20 protein-coding genes are annotated in these 18,891 nt (G+C 62.1%); 10 read left to right on the forward strand and 10 right to left on the reverse strand.

Features of this window, described 5'->3' with window-relative positions; all coding sequences use genetic code 11:
• Positions 1 to 3 precede the first annotated feature (3 nt).
• From tssE to tssA, 6 genes are all read right to left on the reverse strand, one after another.
• Positions 4 to 495: a type VI secretion system baseplate subunit TssE gene (gene tssE, locus ABCN56_RS04815; RefSeq protein WP_343079626.1), complete on the reverse strand. Its 492-nt coding sequence runs from the start codon at positions 493 to 495 to the stop codon at positions 4 to 6.
• Positions 488 to 1,306 carry a type VI secretion system accessory protein TagJ gene (locus ABCN56_RS04820; protein ID WP_343080118.1) on the reverse strand — a complete coding sequence of 273 codons (819 nt, stop codon included), beginning with the start codon at positions 1,304 to 1,306 and terminating at the stop codon, positions 488 to 490. Before ABCN56_RS04820 ends, tssE begins: the two co-directional genes overlap by 8 nt.
• Before the next feature lie 83 nt (positions 1,307 to 1,389).
• Positions 1,390 to 1,908 carry an Hcp family type VI secretion system effector gene (locus ABCN56_RS04825; RefSeq protein ID WP_343079627.1) on the reverse strand — a complete coding sequence of 173 codons (519 nt, stop codon included), beginning with the start codon at positions 1,906 to 1,908 and terminating at the stop codon, positions 1,390 to 1,392.
• A 40-nt stretch (positions 1,909 to 1,948) separates the two neighbouring features.
• Positions 1,949 to 3,442, reverse strand: coding sequence for a type VI secretion system contractile sheath large subunit (gene tssC, locus ABCN56_RS04830; protein WP_343079628.1), 1,494 nt, complete (start codon positions 3,440 to 3,442; stop codon positions 1,949 to 1,951).
• A 3-nt stretch (positions 3,443 to 3,445) separates the two neighbouring features.
• Positions 3,446 to 3,970, reverse strand: a complete 525-nt coding sequence (gene tssB, locus ABCN56_RS04835; protein WP_343079629.1) for a type VI secretion system contractile sheath small subunit — start codon at positions 3,968 to 3,970, stop codon at positions 3,446 to 3,448.
• A 61-nt stretch (positions 3,971 to 4,031) separates the two neighbouring features.
• Entirely contained in the window at positions 4,032 to 5,069 is a 1,038-nt protein-coding gene (gene tssA / locus ABCN56_RS04840) for a type VI secretion system protein TssA (RefSeq protein WP_343079630.1), read from the reverse strand.
• Between the two features lie 206 nt (positions 5,070 to 5,275).
• Here tssA and ABCN56_RS04845 point away from each other — a divergent pair, with 206 nt between their 5' ends.
• The 9 genes from ABCN56_RS04845 (at position 5,276) to ABCN56_RS04885 (ending at position 13,785) form a co-directional block, all read left to right on the forward strand.
• Complete coding sequence (locus ABCN56_RS04845; RefSeq protein WP_343079631.1) at positions 5,276 to 5,707, forward strand: hypothetical protein; 432 nt, start codon at positions 5,276 to 5,278, stop codon at positions 5,705 to 5,707.
• A 2-nt stretch (positions 5,708 to 5,709) separates the two neighbouring features.
• Positions 5,710 to 6,348, forward strand: coding sequence for a MotA/TolQ/ExbB proton channel family protein (locus ABCN56_RS04850; RefSeq protein WP_343079632.1), 639 nt, complete (start codon positions 5,710 to 5,712; stop codon positions 6,346 to 6,348).
• A gap of 6 nt (positions 6,349 to 6,354) precedes the next feature.
• Complete coding sequence (locus tag ABCN56_RS04855) at positions 6,355 to 6,777, forward strand: ExbD/TolR family protein (RefSeq protein ID WP_343079633.1); 423 nt, start codon at positions 6,355 to 6,357, stop codon at positions 6,775 to 6,777.
• A complete protein-coding gene (locus tag ABCN56_RS04860) occupies positions 6,774 to 7,178 on the forward strand; it encodes an ExbD/TolR family protein (protein ID WP_343079634.1) in 405 nt (134 codons plus the stop codon). The genes ABCN56_RS04855 and ABCN56_RS04860 overlap by 4 nt, the downstream gene beginning before the upstream one ends.
• Entirely contained in the window at positions 7,178 to 8,611 is a 1,434-nt protein-coding gene (locus ABCN56_RS04865) for a DUF4384 domain-containing protein (RefSeq protein WP_343079635.1), read from the forward strand. The genes ABCN56_RS04860 and ABCN56_RS04865 overlap by 1 nt, the downstream gene beginning before the upstream one ends.
• 39 nt (positions 8,612 to 8,650) lie before the next feature.
• A complete protein-coding gene (locus ABCN56_RS04870) occupies positions 8,651 to 9,397 on the forward strand; it encodes a sulfotransferase family 2 domain-containing protein (protein ID WP_343079636.1) in 747 nt (248 codons plus the stop codon).
• A 111-nt stretch (positions 9,398 to 9,508) separates the two neighbouring features.
• Positions 9,509 to 11,587, forward strand: a complete 2,079-nt coding sequence (locus ABCN56_RS04875) for a caspase family protein (RefSeq protein ID WP_343079637.1) — start codon at positions 9,509 to 9,511, stop codon at positions 11,585 to 11,587.
• Positions 11,588 to 11,608: 21 nt separating this feature from the next.
• A complete protein-coding gene (locus ABCN56_RS04880) occupies positions 11,609 to 12,919 on the forward strand; it encodes a tetratricopeptide repeat protein (RefSeq protein ID WP_343079638.1) in 1,311 nt (436 codons plus the stop codon).
• On the forward strand, positions 12,916 to 13,785 hold the full coding sequence (locus tag ABCN56_RS04885; protein ID WP_343079639.1) for a hypothetical protein: 870 nt from the start codon (positions 12,916 to 12,918) through the stop codon (positions 13,783 to 13,785). The genes ABCN56_RS04880 and ABCN56_RS04885 overlap by 4 nt, the downstream gene beginning before the upstream one ends.
• Here the strand turns inward: ABCN56_RS04885 and ABCN56_RS04890 are convergent.
• The 3 genes from ABCN56_RS04890 to ABCN56_RS04900 form a co-directional block, all read right to left on the reverse strand.
• Complete coding sequence (locus tag ABCN56_RS04890; RefSeq protein ID WP_343079640.1) at positions 13,778 to 14,374, reverse strand: hypothetical protein; 597 nt, start codon at positions 14,372 to 14,374, stop codon at positions 13,778 to 13,780. The genes ABCN56_RS04885 and ABCN56_RS04890 overlap by 8 nt on opposite strands.
• Before the next feature lie 64 nt (positions 14,375 to 14,438).
• Positions 14,439 to 14,714, reverse strand: coding sequence for a hypothetical protein (locus ABCN56_RS04895; protein ID WP_343079641.1), 276 nt, complete (start codon positions 14,712 to 14,714; stop codon positions 14,439 to 14,441).
• A gap of 72 nt (positions 14,715 to 14,786) precedes the next feature.
• On the reverse strand, positions 14,787 to 15,152 hold the full coding sequence (locus ABCN56_RS04900; protein WP_343079642.1) for a hypothetical protein: 366 nt from the start codon (positions 15,150 to 15,152) through the stop codon (positions 14,787 to 14,789).
• A 21-nt stretch (positions 15,153 to 15,173) separates the two neighbouring features.
• Here ABCN56_RS04900 and ABCN56_RS04905 point away from each other — a divergent pair, with 21 nt between their 5' ends.
• The gene (locus ABCN56_RS04905) at positions 15,174 to 17,471 is read left to right on the forward strand and encodes a hypothetical protein (RefSeq protein ID WP_343079643.1); all 2,298 of its coding nucleotides are present in this window, start codon (positions 15,174 to 15,176) and stop codon (positions 17,469 to 17,471) included.
• On the opposite strand, the gene ABCN56_RS04910 is transcribed toward ABCN56_RS04905, so the two are convergent.
• Positions 17,461 to 18,546: a radical SAM protein gene (locus ABCN56_RS04910; RefSeq protein WP_343079644.1), complete on the reverse strand. Its 1,086-nt coding sequence runs from the start codon at positions 18,544 to 18,546 to the stop codon at positions 17,461 to 17,463. The two genes, ABCN56_RS04905 and ABCN56_RS04910, sit on opposite strands and share 11 nt — an antisense overlap.
• Positions 18,547 to 18,891: the final 345 nt, after the last annotated feature.

Genomic DNA, 18,891 nt, shown 5'->3' on the forward strand with positions numbered 1-18,891 from the left:
GCGTCAGCCGACCCTTTCCAGATTGAGTTCGCCGGTGGTCACATCGACCTGTGAACGGAGATAAAGCTCCAGCGGCAGCGGCTGAGCCCACATGTCGGCGCGTATGTCGTAGGTGACGATGGTTTCGCGCTCCTCCTCGCCAAGCCGAAGCTGGACGTCTACCGAACCGTGAAAGATGCGCGGTTCGAAGGTCCGGATCGCCGTTGCTATGGACTTCCGGATCATTTCCGCACGTTCGGCAGTCGAGTAATCTCCAGCAACTTCGCGAATGCCGAAGTTCAGGGTGGAGTTCGCGGCGTTCGGATAGCGGTCCGGGTCGATCCTGTTGTTGCTCGTGTTCAGCAGCCAGACCAGATCACGCTGTATAATGTCCCGCAAACCGCGGATGTCGATGATGCGGTCGTCCCGCCGCTCCGTTTTCTGTCCCGGATCGTTATCCGTAAGTCGATCTAGGAGTGAGGGCTGCAGCCTTTCTGTGATCGTCTTGTCAGACATCGGACGCAGTGTCCCAAGCGCCCGCCGCGTCGAGCCGCAGCTTGCGCACGTCCATGAGAGCCACGTCGCCGAAGTCCGTCGCCAGAAGCCGTTGTCCGACCCCAGCGAAAGTATCGTGCCCGAGATCTTCCCAGACCGTCGACCGGGCGAGCTTCTCCGATGCGCCGCCACGAGTGGTCGTTCCGGCATAGCGCGTCGGGATCAGCGCCACGACATCGCCTCCATTGGCAAGCGTTATGGTCGCCGGCGTCCAGACGATGTCGCGCAGGTCCGCGGGTTCGTCGAATTCGACAGCCGAGATCGCGCCGAACGGCATCCAGAAATAGCGGCCGTTCACAATGACTTCGAGAAGCGGGCCGAGCCGCATGTCAGCGTCGGCGATCCATTCGAAGCGCTTGCCGTCGATCTCTCCGGAAACAGCCGGCGCTGCATCGAAGGCGCGCACCCGGATAGCGGCGGCTTCGGCGGCCTGACCCGCCGCCTGAAGCTTCGTCGCCTCGATCATCAAGGCGACCCATTCTTGCGGTTCGCCAAAGACAAGCGGTGCCTTTTCACCCGCGAAGACTTTCTCGCGGTAGACTTCGCAGATTATGCCTTCGCGGTAGGTTTGAGCCATTGGCACCGCTGAAGGATCAAGTTCCGCAGAAAGCTTGAGTTGCGCTACGGCCCGGTTCCACTCCCCGCGCACGCAGAGCAACTGGAACAGGAATATGCGAAGCTTGGCGTCCGCGGAATTGGCGCGTATCGAGTCCTGCAGCGCCGAAAGTGCGCCATCCAGATCGCCCGATTTCAGGAATTCTTCGGCCCTCAAGCTCATCTCCGGTCAGTGTCAATCTGGACGGGCGCAGGATGCGCCCGTCGCAAAGAATGCGTTCTGTTCCGTTGCGCCCGCCGTTACTTGACGGCGAGGTTGGCCTGGTTGAGCACGCGGCTCCATTCGGCGGACTTCTGCGCGCCTGCGCCACCGGTTTCGGTCTGCTGGGTGTAGGTCACCTTCATGGCACCGTACTGGATGACCACGGTTTCCTCGCAGATGTCGTCCCCGTCCGAACCCGACCAGCTGATATCCTGGATCATGACCATCTTGAATTCCCATTTCAGGAATTCCAGACCGGACTTGGCCCCGCCGCTGGACCGGCGCAGTACGATGACCATGTCATCGAAATGAGTGCCGTCGCACAGTCGCGAGAACATCTCGCACGACGCGGTGTCTGTCTTCTTGGTGATCGTCAGTTCCTTGAAGGTCGCTTTGCCGGCGCCGCCGCCGCCCGAGATCGATCCGATGTTGATGTTGTTTTCGGCGCCGATCTCAAAGCTGAGGATTTCGAAGGCACCGTTGCTCTTCATCTCCTTGTCTTGGGTTTCCCCCTTAACGTTCTTATCGAGAAAATAGCAGAACGCGTCGAAAGCCATGGGATCTATTTCCTTTCATCTGCTTGTTTAGAAAGGGGAATCAACCCTTCTCTGTTGGAAGTTTGGACACAAGGCGGAGCGAGACCGACAGCCCCTCGAGTTGGTAATGCGGGCGCAGGAAGAACTTGGACGAATAGTAGCCGGGATTTCCCTCGACTTCTTCGACGATAACCTCCGCCGCTGCGAGCGGCTGGCGCGCCTTGACCTCCTCGGGCGAAGTGGCGGAGTTCAGATCGACATACTGGTTGATCCATTTCTGGAGCCAAGCCTGCATGTCCTCTCTGCTCTTGTAGGAGCCCACCTTGTCGCGAACGATACACTTCAGGTAATGCGCGAAACGGCAGGTCGCGAACAGATAGGGTAGCCGCGCTGCGAGAGCGGCGTTCGCCGTCGCATCGTCATCGTCGTATTCCGCCGGCTTGTGCAGCGACTGGGCACCGATGAAGGCTGCGAGGTCGGTGTTCTTGCGGTGAATGAGCGGCATCATCCCGTTCTTCGCGAGTTCCGCTTCCCGCCGGTCCGAGATGGCGATCTCGGTTGGGCACTTCTGGTCGACGCCGCCGTCATCCGTGGCGAAGGTGTGCGACGGAAGGTTCTCGAGGGCGCCGCCCGACTCGATGCCGCGAATGCGCGAGCACCAGCCAAACTGTTTGAACGAACGGTTGATGTTCACGGCCATTCCATAGGCCGCGTTGACCCAGCTGTACTTCGAGGTGTCGGCACCGTCGGTGTCCTCCTCGAAAGCAAACCCGTCGACCGGATCGGTCTTCGATCCGTAGGGCAGACGACCGAGGAAACGCGGCATGGCGAGGCCGATGTACTTGCTGTCCTCGCTCTCGCGAAGCGACTTCCAGGCGGCGTATTCGGGCGTCTGGAATATCTTCGTGAGATCGCGCGGGTTGGCCAGCTCCGACCAGCTGTCCATCTGGAACAGCGATGGCTTCGCGCCGGTGATCAGCGGTGCGTGGGCGGCGGCCGCGATCTTGGCCATCTCACCGAGTAGTTCCACATCAGGCGGCGAATGGTCAAAATGGTAGTCGGCAACGAGAGCGCCAAAAGGCTCGCCACCGAACTGTCCGAATTCCTCCTCGTAGACTTTCTTGAAGATGGGCGACTGATCCCAGGCCGCACCTTTGAACTTCCGGAGGGTCTTGTGCATCTCTTTCTTGGAGATGTTCATGACCCTGACCTTCAGCATCTCGTCGGTCTCGGTGTTGTTGACTAGGTAGTGAAGGCCGCGCCAGGCGCTTTCAAGCTGCTGGAAATCCTCGTGGTGCAGGATCAGGTTGACCTGCTCCGTCAGCTTCCGATCGATCTCGGCCACGATGCTGTCGATCGAGCGCAGCGCGTCGTCCGAGATCAGCGCAGTATGGCTGAGCGCCTGTTCAGCGAGCGTCTTAACCGCCTGCTCTACCGCTGTCTTCGCCTGGTCCGACTTCGGCCGGAATTCTTTCTGCAAGAGCGCTTCGAAATCCGACGATCCGAATACCGTTTCGCCAGCTGCGCCTGCGGCTTCCGTTTCTTTTTCGGCCATTGCTTACTCCGAGCCTTCCTGTTCCGATTTGCCCGTCTTTGGCGCCGGCTGAGCGGCCAGCGTCTTCAGAAGCGCCGGATCCTGCATGATCTTAGCGATCAGCTCCTCCGCGCCCGACTTGCCGTCCATATACGTCATCAGGTTCGACAGCTGTGTTCGTGCATCGAGCAGTTCCTTGAGCGGTTCGACCTTCGAGGCGATGGCCGCCGGGCTGAAATCGTCCATGGATTCGAACGTGATGTCGACGGCCATGTTGCCTTCGCCCGTCAGTGTGTTCGGCACGGTGAAAGCGGCGCGCGGCTTCATCGATTTCATCCGGCTGTCGAAATTGTCGACATCGATTTCCAGGAACTTCCGGTCAGCGACTGTCGGCTGAGGGACCTCGGACTTGCCAGCGAGGTCGGACACTACGCCCATCACGAATGGAAGCTGCACCTTCTTCTCGGCACCATAAAGCTCCACATCGTATTCGATCTGAACACGCGGGGCCCGATTTCTAGCAATGAATTTCTGAGAACTTCCAGCCATGTCTAAAGCTCCTTAACGTCCCTCTGTCACGCTCGCCTTGCCGCCGGCGGCCGCAGTTTCTTCAGTCGTCATCTTCTTCCTCGATCCCGCCGATCAGGAAGACGCGATCCACCCCATCAGGAGCCATGTCCTTGATGATAGACAGGAAATCCGCATTCACCAAGCGCTTAGCGCGAGCGAGCAGGATGGGCACGGGACTCGACGGTTCGGCACGTTGATAATAGGCGATTATGCGGTCGAGTGCATTCTGCACGTCCACGGGCGAATTGATGCCACCCACGCTGCCCCCACCACTGCCACCTCGCGAGACTGGCGCGGGCGCAGTATCTTCCGCTTTGGCGCTCCCCGGCTCGGGCGCCTTCTCGGTCCCGCCCAGCGCGTCGCTCAGCCGTGAACGCGCTTCGCCCAGAAGACGTGACAGCGAGTCGAGGTCCGGGCCCTGCCCCGGCGTTTCGGCGTCGAATTTCGCGGTGATCGCACGGATGTCAGACAGCGCGGAATCGGCGGCGTCGTAGAGTTTTCTCAGGTGTTCTTCGGCCGTGTCTTTGAAGGCCGCGGAGATGGAACTCATGTCAGCCACGTCTTCCATGTCCGCAGACGCGGCGATGTCGCCATCCGCCACGGCGATGTCCCGCAGCGAGTATGCTCCGAAGGTCCGGCTCGCAGTCAGGGGCGCCCGGCGAATACCACGGAGAATCCTGTCACCGTCGGCAATCGCGAGGACCGCATTTATCCGCATCGTCGGATCGTTGTCATCGTCGGCGTCGAGCTGGGGATGGCACGTGTCCCAGTAGTCCTCAAGGCAGCGCCGCACGTAAGACGTGGCCTCGGCGAAACCCGGCAATCCATCAAGCTGCAGCATCGCCTCTGCCTGGTAGATAGCCGCTCGCAGGTCGTGGCTCCGCTCCAGAACAGAGAGCGCCTTTTCCGTAACTTCCTTGTAATCCGGGTCCGAAGCAGGAAGGATCTCGTCGCCGATCTGACGTTCTTCGCCGCGCTGCGCTGCAATCTCCATTTCGGTGAACGCCGGATCGTATTCCAGGTTCGGACCACTCGGAGCATCTTCTCCGTGGCTTCGAAGAAGCGCTTCCAAATCCATTTGGCCTCCCATCCGAGAATGGCGCCAAGTCTGCGCCCGTTGCTTTCGGCCGTTTCTCCCTATTTCCAAAAACCTACCACAGAAAATTCAAATGACTAGTCACCTGTTGCGCCGAGACTCGACTTGCGGACGGGTCTTTCGGGACTTGACCGTTGACCCCTATTCCCCTTTCATCTGCAGGTGTGTCCGCGGAGAGGAAGACACCTATGTCGCGCGCGATCCAACTTCTTGCGGCCGGTCTGGTTATCACGTTGCACCTCGCCGCAGCCCCGGCATCGGCCGAGAGCGGCAAGCTGACCGTGGAACTCAACAAGTTCGAGGATGCGGAATCGGGGTCGTGCAGGGCTTTTTTCCTGTTCCGCAACGACAGCGGCAAGGCATTCGAGGGCTTCGAGATGTCTCTCGCCATCCTCGACAGCAATGGCGTCATCGACCGGCTTCTCAACATCGACGCAGCGCCACTCCCGGTCGAGCGAACGACCCTCAAGCTTTTTGAAATCCCGGAAGTCGCCTGCGGCGACATCTCGGAAGTCCTGCTTCATGCGATAGAAATCTGCAAACCTCAGAACGAGGAAGAAACAGACTGCTTCCCGATGGTGTCCCTTGAAAGCCGCACTTCGGCCGCTCTGGTGAAATAGCCATGACGGGAAATCTCGGGGGATTGGTCACCGCCGGGGGTCCGATCATCTGGATTCTCGCCCTACTCTCGCTGGTCTCGGTCGCCCTGATGGCAACGAAGGCGTTTCAGCTTCTGTCGGCGCGTTCGGGCCGGACGCAGCGCGAAGAGGCTTTCGGGCGATGGTCACGTGGCGAGAGGGATGCCGCGCTCGCACTTCTGGCGAAAGGCAGGTCGCCCGCCGACCGGGTTGTGTCCTTCGCCGCGAAGGGAACGCTTACGAACATAGCCAGGCGGCCTCTCGAAACCGAATTGGAGCGGCGCGGCAACGCCGAAGTCGAGGTGATGGGACGGTACCTTCGACTTCTGGAACTCGTCGCAATGATTTCCCCGCTTCTCGGGCTTCTTGGGACCGTCCTTGGCATGATCCAGTCGTTTCAGGAACTCGCGCTCGCGGAGGGGGCGGCCAATGCCAGTGTCCTCGCCGGCGGCATCTGGCAGGCATTGCTGACCACTGCGGCCGGCCTCGTCGTCGCAATCCCTGCCGCCATAGGCGCAACGCTTCTGTCTGCCCGCGTCGACGGTGCGGCGCATGACATCGAATCCGCCGTAAAGCAGTTTTTCCTGGTCGAGGATACGGGGACGTCCGCCGCCGAGGAGTGACGAGAGATGAAGCTCGCCCGAAGGGACACGAGGCGCCACTTGATCTCGCTGGTACCGATGATCGACGTGATGCTCATCCTGCTCATATTCTTCATGGTGACCTCGACATACCTCAACCTCGACATGATACCCGTCGTCGATACCGCTGAAGCGATCGAGGCCCCCGCCAACGCGGACATGCCCCGGGAAACCACGACGTTATTTGTCCGGATCGCGGCCGACGGCGGCATATTCCTGAGAGGCCAGGCGGTTTCGCCGGCAGATCTCACCGAACAGGTTCGCACGAGTGTCGACCAGAACCCGCTCCTTTCTATCGTCGTGTTTCCCTCGAGCCGCGCGACCGCTCAGCAACTGGTTAGCGCAATGGACATGTTGACGCTCGCCGGTGCAACGCGCCTTCGCCTCGTGCAGTTGGAGGCGGTCGAATGAAGCTCAATAGACCGACGCAACGGGTGATGCCTGAAACGATCGTCGCGCTGATTGACGTCGTCTTCTTCCTGCTTGTCTTCTTCATGCTGATAGGAAGGATGGACGCCACAGCGCCATTCGAGGTTCTACCATCAATCGCCCGGACCGGTGCGGATATGCCCGCGGGCGGCGCGACACTGTCCATCGCGGAGGACGGCGCCCTCGCTCTAGATGGTCTCAAGGGCGATTCGTCGGACCTGCTGGACAAGCTTGCGCAGCAGCTCGCGGGCAGGCCCGGCCTCAGGGTTCGTATCAATGCGCACCGCGACGCGGAGATGAAAGACGTGCTGCCGCTCGTCGCCGAGATTGAGGCGCTCGGTGTCCGCGACATCGTGCTCGTCGTGACTCCGGGCGGTGCGTGATGCGCCACTTGGGAATATGGCTTCTGGGGATCACCGCTTCATTGCTGGCCCACGCGCTCGCGGCGCTAATCGTCTTCGTGGCCTACGCCCCACACCCCGTGACGCCCCAGAAAGCGCCAGAAAGCCGACTTCACCTGGAAACCGAGGAAGTCCGGAGCCAAGACGCCGTGGCGCGCGCTCCCGACGCAGAGCTGGCCGCTGAAGGGAAAGCCCAAGGAAGCACCCTTGCCGCTGGGCGGATTCCCCAATCCGACGCGACCGCGCTCGTTCCCGCGGCTGAACCCGCAGCGCTCCGTTCCGGGGCCGCCGAGGCGGGACCGGCGCTTTCGGCGCAGGTTCCTTCGGCCAAGCCGGTGCCGTCGGTCGCCCCCGCCGCCCCTGCCACGCTCCGCCCTGACGCCGCAGAGGCGGGACCAGCACTTGCGGCCCTCGTACCGTCGGCGGGGACCGCGCTGGCAGTTGAACCCACAGGGCAGTCCGCTGAGACCGCGCCGCCGGACATTCAGCGGGTACCGCCCAGGACGGCGAAAGGTGTGGAAGTGCCGACCTCCCGCGCGGAGGGTGACGCCGCATCGCCTTTGGCGCTGCCAGAGACCCATACAAGGGCCGAACTCGCCTGGCAGTTCGGCGACCGGATCGTAACGGACCCGACCGCGCTGAGCACGATCCTGGCCTTCGTCTCACCCCAGTCGCTCGACGCCTCGGATTCGAATGCGGGACGCGTGCGCGACGATCTGACGGGCATCCTGACTGGCGTCGACTGCGCCCGCCTTTCCGCGGTCTTCCTTCCCGAGACAGGTACGATCGAACTGCGCGGCCATGTGCCAGATCTGTCGATGCGCGCAGCGGTGCTCGAAGCGATGCGAAGCCAGGTCGGCGATGGCCTGCCGGTAACTGCCAACCTGCTCCACCTTCCAAGGCCGCAATGCGGCGCCCTGACCGGCATTGCCGACGTCGGCCTGCCGCAGTCCACCGACCAGTTCACCAACGCGCGCCTGATCGGCGAGACCGCTCATGCAACAGAATACGACTATACCGAGGGCCAGCGCCTGCAGTTCGACCTGACGGCTCCGGATTACGATGCCTACGTCTACGTCGACTTCTTCAATGCTGCCGGAGAAGTCATTCACCTGGTGCCAAACTCCACCATCCCCCTCGAACGGCATGCGGCCAGGAGCGTGTTCGGCGTCGGAAGGGATCGGCCGGGGCAGCCTAGCCTCCGGATCACGATCGGCCCGCCGTTCGGACAGGAAATCGCCGCTGCCTTCGCCACTTCCGTGCCGCTCTACGATGAACTGCGGCCCATCGTGGAACCCGCCGAAAGCTACCTCGCCTTCCTGAAAAAGCGGGTCGCCGCATCGCGCGCCCAAACGCCCGGCTTCAAGGGAGAGTGGGTCTATTTCTTCATCACAACCTCGGCCGCAAGCCAATGAGGGATAACCGCCCCAACCCGTGGGCATGACCGGCCATCCATGATCATCTCGCACAGCAAGAAATTCATCTTCGTCCACATCCCCAAGACCGGCGGGTCCTCTGTTGAAGAGGCGCTCGCCCCGACTCTCTCCTGGTCCGACCTAATCCTCGGAACGACGCCGCTTGGCGAGGCGATGAACGAAGCCTTCCGGGAGCGGTATGGCCTCAGCGACCACAGTTCCGTGGAGGAAATTGTCGCGATCTGCGGGCGAGAGCTTTTCCACGACTATTTCAGTTTTTCCCTGGTCCGCCATCCGGTGGACCGCGCGGTGTCCTTCTACAACTTCCTGAACACGCTCTGCACTTGGCAGTGCCGCCAGGCAGGCTATGGACTCGAAGAATTGCGCCGCCTCATGACGACCGGCTTGGCTGACGATCCCGAGCGGGCTGCCCTCATCGCGGCGCGCCCCTCGCTCGGGTGGATCGGGATGCGCGGGTTTCTGGGCACCACGTCGTTCGGCGACTTCATCCGTTCGCAATACACGCTGGCCGATCCAGCCTTCTTCCCCCAGATCGACATGGTTAGAAGCCTCGACGGCAGTGTAACCCTCGATCAGATCTGGAAGCTCGAGGAGATCGGCCTCGTCGGGCCAAGACTGTCTCGTCGGCTGGAGGTCGAGATCACGATAGGTGTCGAGAACAGGAGCAACTTCCCCAGAATGCGCCCGGACGAGGTCAACCAGACCGACCGTGCCTATCTGAAACGCCTGTTCCAGGAGGACTTCCTTGCCTTTGACTATGACTGAAGCGCCCGGAACCACTGCGAGAAATCTGCCCGGTGCCAATTCCATGGTGTATACCAGTACTGTCGGAGACGCGGCGGTGAGTGTCCGGCCACGTGAACGGGAGGTTGCCAAATGCGCCTGAGCGTCGGATGCAAGGAATTCGCAAAGTGTGTCGCAGCGTTCTTTATCTGCCTGCTTCTGACCGTACCGGCTGCGCTGGCCGAAGGCTCGCGTTGGGCGGTGGTCGTCGGCAATGGCACCTACGAAAACCCGTCAGTCCCGAGCCTCGACAACACGACGAACGACGCGCGAACCATGGCGGCCTCGCTGCGGAACATGGGGTTTGACGTGTTCCTGCTCGAAAATGCGAAGGAAGCCGATCTTAACGACACGATCTCGATCCTGAAGAAGGAGCACTCAGGCGCCGATCTCGGCGTCTTCTTTTTCGCGGGCCACGGGCTCCAGCTCAACGGCGTAAACTACGTCTTGCCGACCGATCTCGACCCGTCACAGCCGGGCTTTCTGGAGAAACAGGGGCTTCCGCTGAACCGACTTATCGGCTCGCTGTCCGAGACCGGCCTGAAGAACCTCGTCGTCATCCTCGACGCCTGCCGCAACTCGCCGTTCGGAGACGATGGGGCTTACGGGACCGGCCTTGCCCTGGTGGATGCCCCCCAGAACGCGATCATCGCCTATTCGACGGCCCCGGGAGCCGTCGCACTGGACGGTAGCGGCGCGAACTCTCCCTTCACAGCCGCCCTTGCAGCCACTCTGGAAGGGCCGCGGCAGGATTTGCGCGACGTTCTCAAACTCGTGCGGGCCAAGGTCCGTTTCGCGACAGGCGGCGCGCAGACACCCTGGTTCATTGACAACTCGCGCGAGGAAATGATCATCCAGCCGCGCGAAGCGGTGCAACTCGACGATGCGGAATCCAAGCTGGTGTCGGGCGATATCTCGCTTGAGAGCACGGCTTGGCGGACGATTTCCCACAGCTCGGACACCAACGACTTCCTGCTCTTCGCGCGGCTTTATCCGGATCACCCGCTGGCGGCTGTCGCCCGGGAGCAGGTGACGATCCTGCGGAATCTCGGATCGGCCGATCTGCCGAAAATGGATATCGGAGCTGGTTACGGATCGTCCAATGTCCCGGACGGACTTTCGGACGAAATCACCGATTGCGATATCCTCGCCACGGGCGTCGGCGACATCTACGGCCTAGTCGAACCGGTTCCTCATGATCTGGTCAACACCCGCGCCGCGCTGCGTGCCTGCATCGAGGCGACGACCGAAGATCGAAAGAACCCGCGCCTCCTCGGGCTGCTCGCCCGCGTGCTGAAGCTGGAAAAGCGCTACGACGAGGCGCGCTACTATTACCTCAGTGCGGCGGAAGAGGGGAATTCCGGGGCCTATGGCGGACTTGCCGACCTCTACCGCTTCGGCCTCGGCGTCCCGCAGGACCTGCAACGGGCCGCCGGCTATGCACGCAAAGGCGCACTCATGGGCAACGCGCCGCTGAGGGTTCTGATGGGTGTCTATTACAAGCAGGGCTGGGGCGTTCCGCAGTCCTTTGAAGAGGCCCGCCGCTGGACCGAAATCGCCAGCTACACAGGATTTGCGAGCGCCCACACCGCGCTTGGCGATTTCTACCGCCGCGGCCAAGGTGTCGAGAAGGACCCGGCAACCGCGCTTACCCATTTCCAGATGGCGGCCGCCCTGGGTCAGACCGATGCCATGAATAACATCGGCATGGCGTATATGCGGGGCGATGGCGTCGAGGCCGACACCACCATCGGGATTACCTGGCTGAGCCGGGCGAGCGAACTCGGGAACCCCTACTCGGCATTTCACCTCGGCCGCGCTTTCCGCAAGGGCTGGGGCGTGGAGCAGGATGCACGGCAGGCACTGGCCTATTTCCGTCTGTCGGCCCAGCGAAACTTTCTTGGCGCATATGTCGAGATCGGCGACTTGCTTCAGGGCGAAGGTGGCATCGAAGAGAACCTGCCCGAGGCCTACGCGAGCTACATGATCGCGATCAAGGCGGCCGAGTTGCGCGACACCATCGCCTCGGACGAAAACAAGGCGGAAGCCATAACGAAGATGGAAGCACTCAAGGCAAAGATGACTGATGATCAGGTGGCAAAGGGAACCCAGCTGGCGCTCGACTGGATCGACCAGTACGGTCTTCTGGACTTCAACCTGGTCAGCGAGTGACCCCGGAAAGCTGTCGATACGATGACAACCCGCCCGATGCGAGTTTCCGATCTGCCCATCGTCTACCTTTCCTATGACGAGCCTTGGGCGGAAGAGTTCTTCGCAGATCTCGCCGCCAAATTCCCCGGCGCGAAACGCGTCCATGGCGTCAAGGGGCTAGATGCCTGTCACAAGGCGGCCGCAGAGGAAGCCGGCGCCGAATGGTTCATCACCGTCGATGCCGACACGCTGGTAGCCCCGGCTTTCGCCGATGCCGAGATCCCTGAGTTCTTCGTCAACCAGCGGACCCGCATCGATTGGCCCAGCCGCAATGTCGTGAACGGCCTCGCCTACGGCAATGGCTCGCTCAAGTGCTGGCCGCGCGCGATGGTACTTTCGATGCAAACCCATGAAGCCGCGCCAGCCGGCACTCGCTCGCTCGATCATGACGTAGGCCGCGGCCTGGCGTCGAATCCGACGTCATTCGGCATTCAACTTCCGCAGGCTTACTCGACGACCCATCCAGCCGAGACGGCCTATCACGCCTTCCGGTGCGGATATCGGGAAGGGCTTCGCGTGAGCCTGCCTCCCTCTCCTGCCGATCTCGGCCGCGGCTTCGCAAGACACCTGCACGATCGTCGCCGCGCACGCCTGCAGGCGTGGTGCAGCATCGGCACCCATGCGACGAACGGGATCTGGATGATCTACGGCGCAAGAATGGGCGTTCTGGCAAGCCAGCTTGGCGGGTTGGATCTTGACCGCATCAACGACTTTGCGTGGTTCAATGACCTTTGGGACAATTTGATTTCCCAACGCTTCGCCGGTCAGAGCGGGCATTGCCCGAGATCGGGATTCACTTGGGACACAGACCATCTGGAAGCGGAAGTCCGGGCCCTTGGGAAGCGCCTCGCGCTTGAGCTGGACCTCGAGGTGCTCCACCTGTCATCCGAGCACAGCGCCATGCTTGCTTCATCCGAACGGCCTGAAGGAGCCGCACACAGCATCGACCTGATGGGCAATGCGTACCAGTCTGGCCAAGGCGTCGACAAAGATCCGGAGCGCGCGCTGGCCTGTTTCGAAATCGGCAAGATTCTGAACCTCTCCAATTCCTTCAACAACTTCGCGCGAATGTTCCACAAGGGCCGCGGCGTCCCGCAAGACATCGAGCGGGCCCGAGAGAACTACGAAATGGCGGTTGCGCTAGAAAACAAATACGCCCCGTCGCACCTCGCGCGGCTGATCGGCGAATTCGACGATCGGACGCCGGAAGTCGCGGCCCGTATCCGAATGCTCGACAAGCTTTCGGCCGAACGCGGCTTCGTCGCACCGTCGCCCGGAACGCCCGCAGAATGAACCTGGTCCGCGATCTTCCCTGCCTCTGGCTCGCCGGCGCGGATCCGAACCCTGTCGCCGCGCAGCGGCTTCAGTCGCAATTCCCCGGGGCCAGAATCGCGGCCGCCACGGACCCGAAGGTGATCAAGGCGGCGGTCGAAGAAATCGCGGATGACTGGCTGCTGATCGTCGGCTCCGATTGTCTGACCTACACGACTCTCGCGCTGATGGAGCTGGAGCCGGTCATGATGAAAGCGGACGCGCCCTTTGGCTATCTCAGTCGGAATACCGTGACGAACGAAATCGTGACAGGACATGGTCCAGCCATCTGGCCTCGGGCACGCCTCCTCGACACACTAAGGTCGGCGGAACCGAACTTCTTCCCCGAACCCATCCTGCCCTCTGTTCAGGCTCATTGGTACGCCAATCCCGACCCCGCCTCAGCACTGCGGAACGGATTTGAAACCACGATCCGTAGGATCGGAAGCGACTCCGCGGCCAACATCTCCTGGAGCGCCTCGCTCGGGGCGGACGTGCGGTTCGGATACTTCTGGCAAATCGGCTGCTGCCACGCGCTTCTCGGCACGACCAATTTTGGCGACGCGCTCAGCGACGTTTCGGACCTGTTGGACGACGAGGGAAAGGCTTCCCGCGCTGCGGCTGCGCTGGCGCGATCGGTACGCCTGGCCGGATGCTACGAAGTGCGGTCTCTGTCAGACGCCGAAAGCCGCCTTGTGAAGTCGCTTCGGCCGGAAAACGTCCCTCCGGCATGCTATGAAAGTTTCGCCGTGTACTGTGACAGCCTCGGGAGCGACGCCGCGCCGCGAACGCGCCAGTTCCGCGAGGCGGCGTATTGGCTCGGAAGGTCGCCCGACGTCGCTACTTGATGAGGCGCCGAACGAGGCCGGAGGATACGCAGGACAGTCCGGAAGTGAATTCCCCGCCCTGTGCCTCGGTGAACTCTATCGTCTCCCGCTGGCGCACAAAGTCTTTATCCGTCGACCGGACTGTAAGGCGAGCCTGGTGGTTCTCGCTGATGTGTGCAGCAAATCCACTGCCGGACGGCTGGATGGCGATAACGAAGCGTGTGCTGCTGTCGAAAAGACGCCACACGAATCCGGTCGGCTGCGCGTCCGGCACGGCTATCGCCGATTTCGCCGTGGTTCCGGGTATGCGACTGTCCGGACCTTCGCCGGTATCGATTATGCCACAATCGATGAACTGAGCCGACCGAGACGAACCGCTGACAACGGCAAGGTCTTCGTCGACGGATACATCCCGCACCCCCGCCTGCCTGAGATCCGCCGCTACGGCGCGTGCGGCTTCAACAGCTGTTGCCCCCTTCACCCAGACCGGGGACGTGTCGCGCGCATCCGGTTCCTCGTACGCCAAATTCGCAGTTTCGATCCTGTAGGTTCCCACCTTGTCCGGTTCGGCGATTTGCGCACACCCCGCCATCAAGATCATGGCGGTCACGCAGACCAGCCGCCCAGTCGGTTTCGCCGCAAGCATAGCCCTGCCCCCCGAACAAAGAATCGAATTAGTAGACACTCACCTGACGCGCCGCTCCGCCCGCCCGCCGAGCGGCATTTTCAAGGTCGAACTGGAGTATCAAGCGTATCGCCTCGTCGATATGGGCGCCCGCCGGATTTCGGCGCAGATATCTGACGTAGCCATCGCGTGTTCCGGCCTGGAGCGCGAAGGCCCAGTCGCTGTCGTCATTGGCCAGAACCCGCGTCCCGCCAACGGGCACCCCTACGATCAGCGCCACAAGAAACGCGCGCCAGAACAGAACGAATTCAGAGACTTTCGCCATATGTTCAGGCCCTCCGTCGACGCCACGCGTTTCCCTAAAGAGGCTACACCAATAACTGCGTCGTTACTATATTTATGAATTAACCATTCGCATCGGCGGCCAACCATCCGGTTCCGTCGCATGGTTGCGAAGTTTCTCCCAGGCGTCGGCACTCGGCGCGTCAAGCGGAAGAATTTCGCCAATTCGCCATTTCCAGAAGAGGTCGGTAAGCCTACGGGCCGCGTAGAGCCGGTCCCTGTCGGGCGCGGCGTCATCATAGGGAATGCGCTCCGTGATCACTCCGGGAATCTGGAACAGCGCGATCTCCGTTCCACTGGTGATCAGGATCGCCTCTCGGCCAAGAACACCCACTCCCCATTTCGCGACCCTCTCGACGTCCGGCTCCACTCTCCAGGCGGGACCGAGACCAACGAGCCCGACCCGCGCGGCCGGCGCCACTGAATTCCGGCTCTGGACGGCATGGGCTGCCGCCGCACGCGCGGCCCGTATTCGTTCAGACAGCCTCATCCGCGATGTTCGCTCCCCTGCCGCACAAGCATGGACACTCAAAGGATATTCCGCCACTCTCCGCAGTGTTTCAACTTCTTGTTCGGACGTCTCGCGTTGGATTTCGATGTCTTGATGGTGGGGGACCCGAGGTTTCCCGGGGGTACGTCGACCTCCATCGCCGCGGAGGTCGCTGCACTGGCCGGCGGCGGGTATTCGGTCGGGCTCTTGCCGGTGGCGGGCCCGGTACTCAAGTACCCTCACCCAGTCAACAAGAGCATCACGCAGCTGGTCGAAGCCGGGCAAGTGACATTGGTACCCAGGGGGGAGCCCGTCTCGGCGCGCCTCTGTCTTCTTCATCACCCTCAAGTATTCCATGACTATCCCGAGGAGCCGTGGCGCGTCCGCGCGGAAATGACCCGCATGGTCGTGCATCACCCGCCAACCGACGGTCTGGGCGCCGGCACCTATGACGCCGCGGCAATCCACGGCGTGGTGACGGATCTCTTCGGCGACGTCGCCTGGGCGCCTGTGGGCCCCAAGGTCCGAGATGCGTTTCGGCGGGTCGAGATGCCGCCGCCACTGACGCCCGACGACTGGCTGAACGTGATCGACTGCGACAACTATCACGTCGATCGGACAGGGTTCCGGCCCGGGCGGCCGGTGATCGGGCGCCATTCGCGCCCCGATCCGGCGAAATGGCCAGCCGACCGCGAGACCTTCCTCAAGGCTTATCCCGACCGCCCGGACATCGTGGTGCGGCTGATGGGCTACGGTCCGGAACTCGACCAGATAGTCGGGCGTCGCCCTGCAGGCTGGCGCACCCTGCCCTTCGACGCGATGCCGGTCCGAACCTTTCTGGCCGGCATCGACTTCTTCGTCTACTTTCACAGCCCGGTCTGGATCGAAGCTTTCGGGCGGTCTATCCTCGAAGCCATTGCCGCAGGCGCAGTGCCCATCCTGCCAGAGGATTTTCGGCCGCTGTTCCAGGAGGCGGCGATCTATGCCAAGCCAGACAAGGTCGCTGAAATGGTGCTTGAACTCCACGCGGACCCGCGCGCGTGCAGTCGTCAGATCGCGATGGCTCGAGAACTAGTCGCTGAACGTTTCGGGCCTCGGGTGGCAGTGAACCGTGTCCGCGACCTGATTGGCGACCCGGCGCCGCGCCGGTCACCGGCGCGCGCCACAAAGCGAGCGGCGCTTTTCGTGACCTCGAACGGTGTGGGGATGGGGCACCTCACGCGCGCGCTCGCCGTGGCGCGTCGCTTGCCCGACACGCTCACGCCTGTGGTCGCTTCGATGTCGAAGGCCTTCGCCGTCGGCGAGCGTGACGGCATCCGGTGCGAATACATAACCTACCACAAGAATGTCGGTCTGGATTACGACGTCTGGCAAGCCAGCATCGATCGAGAGATCGGCCACCTCATCGCGCACGTGGAGCCGAGCGTCTTCGTCTTCGACGGCAATGTGCCTTACGATGGCATGATGCGAGCAACGAGGGACTTTCCCCACCTTTGGAAGGTGTGGCTCCGCCGCGGGATGTGGGCGCCGGGCACGGGCGAGAACCACATCCGGCAGCAGGACCTTTTCGACGCGGTCATCGAGCCGGGCGAGATTGCGGCGCCCTTCGACCGAGGACTGGCCCAAATCAACCGGCAGAAAACCATCCTTGTTCCTCCGATCCGTTACCTGCGCGATGACGAGGCCTTGTCTCGGGAGGAGGCCCGCGATGATCTGGGACTGGCGCCGGACGATACCGCCGTGCTGATGCAGCTTGGCTCGGAGAACAACTTCGACTTCTCTGCCGCGCGACGGCAAGTGTTGACGAAGCTCCGCGGCTGGCCCGGGATGACGCTAGTCAACGCCGAATGGCTCATCAGGGATGCTCGCGAGGCCGACCCAGGACCGGACGTCCGCCGGCTTCGGGTGTTTCCGATCGCGCGCCACCTCGCCGCCTTTGATTTCGCGGTCAGCGCGTGCGGCTACAACACATTCCACGAGAATCTTGCAGCGGCGTTGCCGACGGTCTTCGTCGCGAACGAGAATCCCGAACAGGACGAACAGTGGCGCCGCGCGCACTACGCCGAACTGAAGGGGGCCGCACTGGCCTGCCGGATGCACAACCCGCTGGGCCTCGATCGCGCGCTTGACCGGATGCTTCTGGAGGACGAACGGGCCGCGATCCGCGACGCATGTAAGGAACTGCCCGCGAGCAACGGCGCCGTCGATGCGGCGGAGTATCTGGCCAACCTCGCCTATTTCAGGCGCTGACGGTCAAATCCTTTCGCGCCACATAGGTCGACGTAAAGGGGTCGATTCCGGTCGTGCCGCATATCTGGGCGCATTTCTCGAGCCGCCGCTCGCCGGGCAGCCAGCCCCGCGCTAAATGCGAGAAATAGCGGTTCACGATCACCGCCAAAGGATTGTTCGCCAAATTCAGGTTTTCGGCGCCGACCATCGACAGCAGCGCCTCATAGCGGTCGAGATAGGCATGGCCGGGCTTACCGAAACGGCTATCCGGCACCCCCGGCCGGTCGATGAAAGACGACCCGAGCCAGCAACATGGGAACACCATTCCGTCCGCGGCGACGTACACGGACTTGTCGTGCATCACCTTGCAGTCGATCCCGCAGGTCCTCAGTGCACCTGACCTAGGACGGTTGGCGCCGATGAGCGAGGGGGGGAAGCGGCCGCTCGGTCTCAAGACGTCGACTTGCCCGCCGCGCTCGTCCAGCACTTTCTGATCTTCACCGTAGAAGCGGTTGGTCGATTTGAGGACGAATTCCTCGAACCCGATTTCCTTCGACAGGCGTTCGGCCTCTTCCACCTCAGTGTCGTTGTGCTCAAAGACGAGCATTTCCCAAACCGCGCGCCCCCCGGCCGCGACAAAGGTCCGCGCGTTCTCGAGGATCAGCGGAAATCGGGTATGACGGCGGTAGCGCGCGTGGCTCTCGGCGGTCGCCCCATCGAGCGCGAAATGCACGACCACGCCAAGTTGCGCCAGATCCTGCCAGAAGTCCGGCTTTCGCGCGCTGCCGTTGGTGTTCATCGTCAGGTAGAGCTTGGGACTGACCGACCGTGCATAGGTCAGGATCGGCACGAGTTCCGGCGTGATGATCGGGTCGCCGAAATTCCCGCAAAGGGAGATCGTCCTCAACTGCCGCAGAAAGTCGGGATCGAACCACTCCTTGAACCTGTCCAGGGTGATATCGGTCAGTGGCAGGTTCGCGCGCGTCTTGCCGCCCGAGATGTTCCGGCCGCACATCGGACATCCCGCCTGGCACCGGGTCGACGGTTCCAGATGGAGGACGCGGATATCCTGATAGGAATACAGCTGATAAGCCACGGCACCCCGCTTGCTGACCGGGAAAACATTACTGTCTGGGCTTCAGTTGGTAAATGGTGAGGATCTTGTCCGTGACGCGACAGCGCACGGGGAATGCGTGTGTTCTCGCCGCCGGATTGCGTCGGCAGAAACCATTGAGCGAACCATTCCGAAACATGCCATCGGAATCGATGCCGCCAAAAGTCTGTTGCGTTCGAAAACAGTGGTCGCAATACTTTCATCCAGACGACAAGGAATGCGCCAGGCACCGGAACACGGAGACGCTGTAATACCGGCGAGAAGTCCGGTGGCCATACCGCTGTTTCGCCACCAGGAGACGGACGACGCTGCGCGCGAATGCGGCGA

Origin of the sequence: Ostreiculturibacter nitratireducens (assembly GCF_032670585.1) — a bacterium.
Lineage (GTDB): Bacteria > Pseudomonadota > Alphaproteobacteria > Rhodobacterales > Rhodobacteraceae > Ostreiculturibacter > Ostreiculturibacter nitratireducens.

What these genes read in the sequence shown, in the direction of transcription:
- ABCN56_RS04880 (WP_343079638.1), top strand. Translation starts at nt 11,609, where the DNA reads ATGACAACCCGCCCGATGCGAGTTTCCGATCTGCCCATCGTCTACCTT.
- ABCN56_RS04905 (WP_343079643.1), top strand. Translation starts at nt 15,174, where the DNA reads ATGGGCTGCCGCCGCACGCGCGGCCCGTATTCGTTCAGACAGCCTCAT.
- ABCN56_RS04885 (WP_343079639.1), top strand. Translation starts at nt 12,916, where the DNA reads ATGAACCTGGTCCGCGATCTTCCCTGCCTCTGGCTCGCCGGCGCGGAT.
- ABCN56_RS04845 (WP_343079631.1), top strand. Translation starts at nt 5,276, where the DNA reads ATGTCGCGCGCGATCCAACTTCTTGCGGCCGGTCTGGTTATCACGTTG.
- ABCN56_RS04860 (WP_343079634.1), top strand. Translation starts at nt 6,774, where the DNA reads ATGAAGCTCAATAGACCGACGCAACGGGTGATGCCTGAAACGATCGTC.
- tssC (WP_343079628.1), bottom strand. Translation starts at nt 3,442, where the DNA reads ATGGCCGAAAAAGAAACGGAAGCCGCAGGCGCAGCTGGCGAAACGGTA.
- ABCN56_RS04895 (WP_343079641.1), bottom strand. Translation starts at nt 14,714, where the DNA reads ATGGCGAAAGTCTCTGAATTCGTTCTGTTCTGGCGCGCGTTTCTTGTG.
- ABCN56_RS04850 (WP_343079632.1), top strand. Translation starts at nt 5,710, where the DNA reads ATGACGGGAAATCTCGGGGGATTGGTCACCGCCGGGGGTCCGATCATC.
- tssE (WP_343079626.1), bottom strand. Translation starts at nt 495, where the DNA reads ATGTCTGACAAGACGATCACAGAAAGGCTGCAGCCCTCACTCCTAGAT.
- ABCN56_RS04865 (WP_343079635.1), top strand. Translation starts at nt 7,178, where the DNA reads ATGCGCCACTTGGGAATATGGCTTCTGGGGATCACCGCTTCATTGCTG.
- ABCN56_RS04825 (WP_343079627.1), bottom strand. Translation starts at nt 1,908, where the DNA reads ATGGCTTTCGACGCGTTCTGCTATTTTCTCGATAAGAACGTTAAGGGG.
- tssA (WP_343079630.1), bottom strand. Translation starts at nt 5,069, where the DNA reads ATGGATTTGGAAGCGCTTCTTCGAAGCCACGGAGAAGATGCTCCGAGT.
- tssB (WP_343079629.1), bottom strand. Translation starts at nt 3,970, where the DNA reads ATGGCTGGAAGTTCTCAGAAATTCATTGCTAGAAATCGGGCCCCGCGT.
- ABCN56_RS04855 (WP_343079633.1), top strand. Translation starts at nt 6,355, where the DNA reads ATGAAGCTCGCCCGAAGGGACACGAGGCGCCACTTGATCTCGCTGGTA.
- ABCN56_RS04875 (WP_343079637.1), top strand. Translation starts at nt 9,509, where the DNA reads ATGCGCCTGAGCGTCGGATGCAAGGAATTCGCAAAGTGTGTCGCAGCG.
- ABCN56_RS04870 (WP_343079636.1), top strand. Translation starts at nt 8,651, where the DNA reads ATGATCATCTCGCACAGCAAGAAATTCATCTTCGTCCACATCCCCAAG.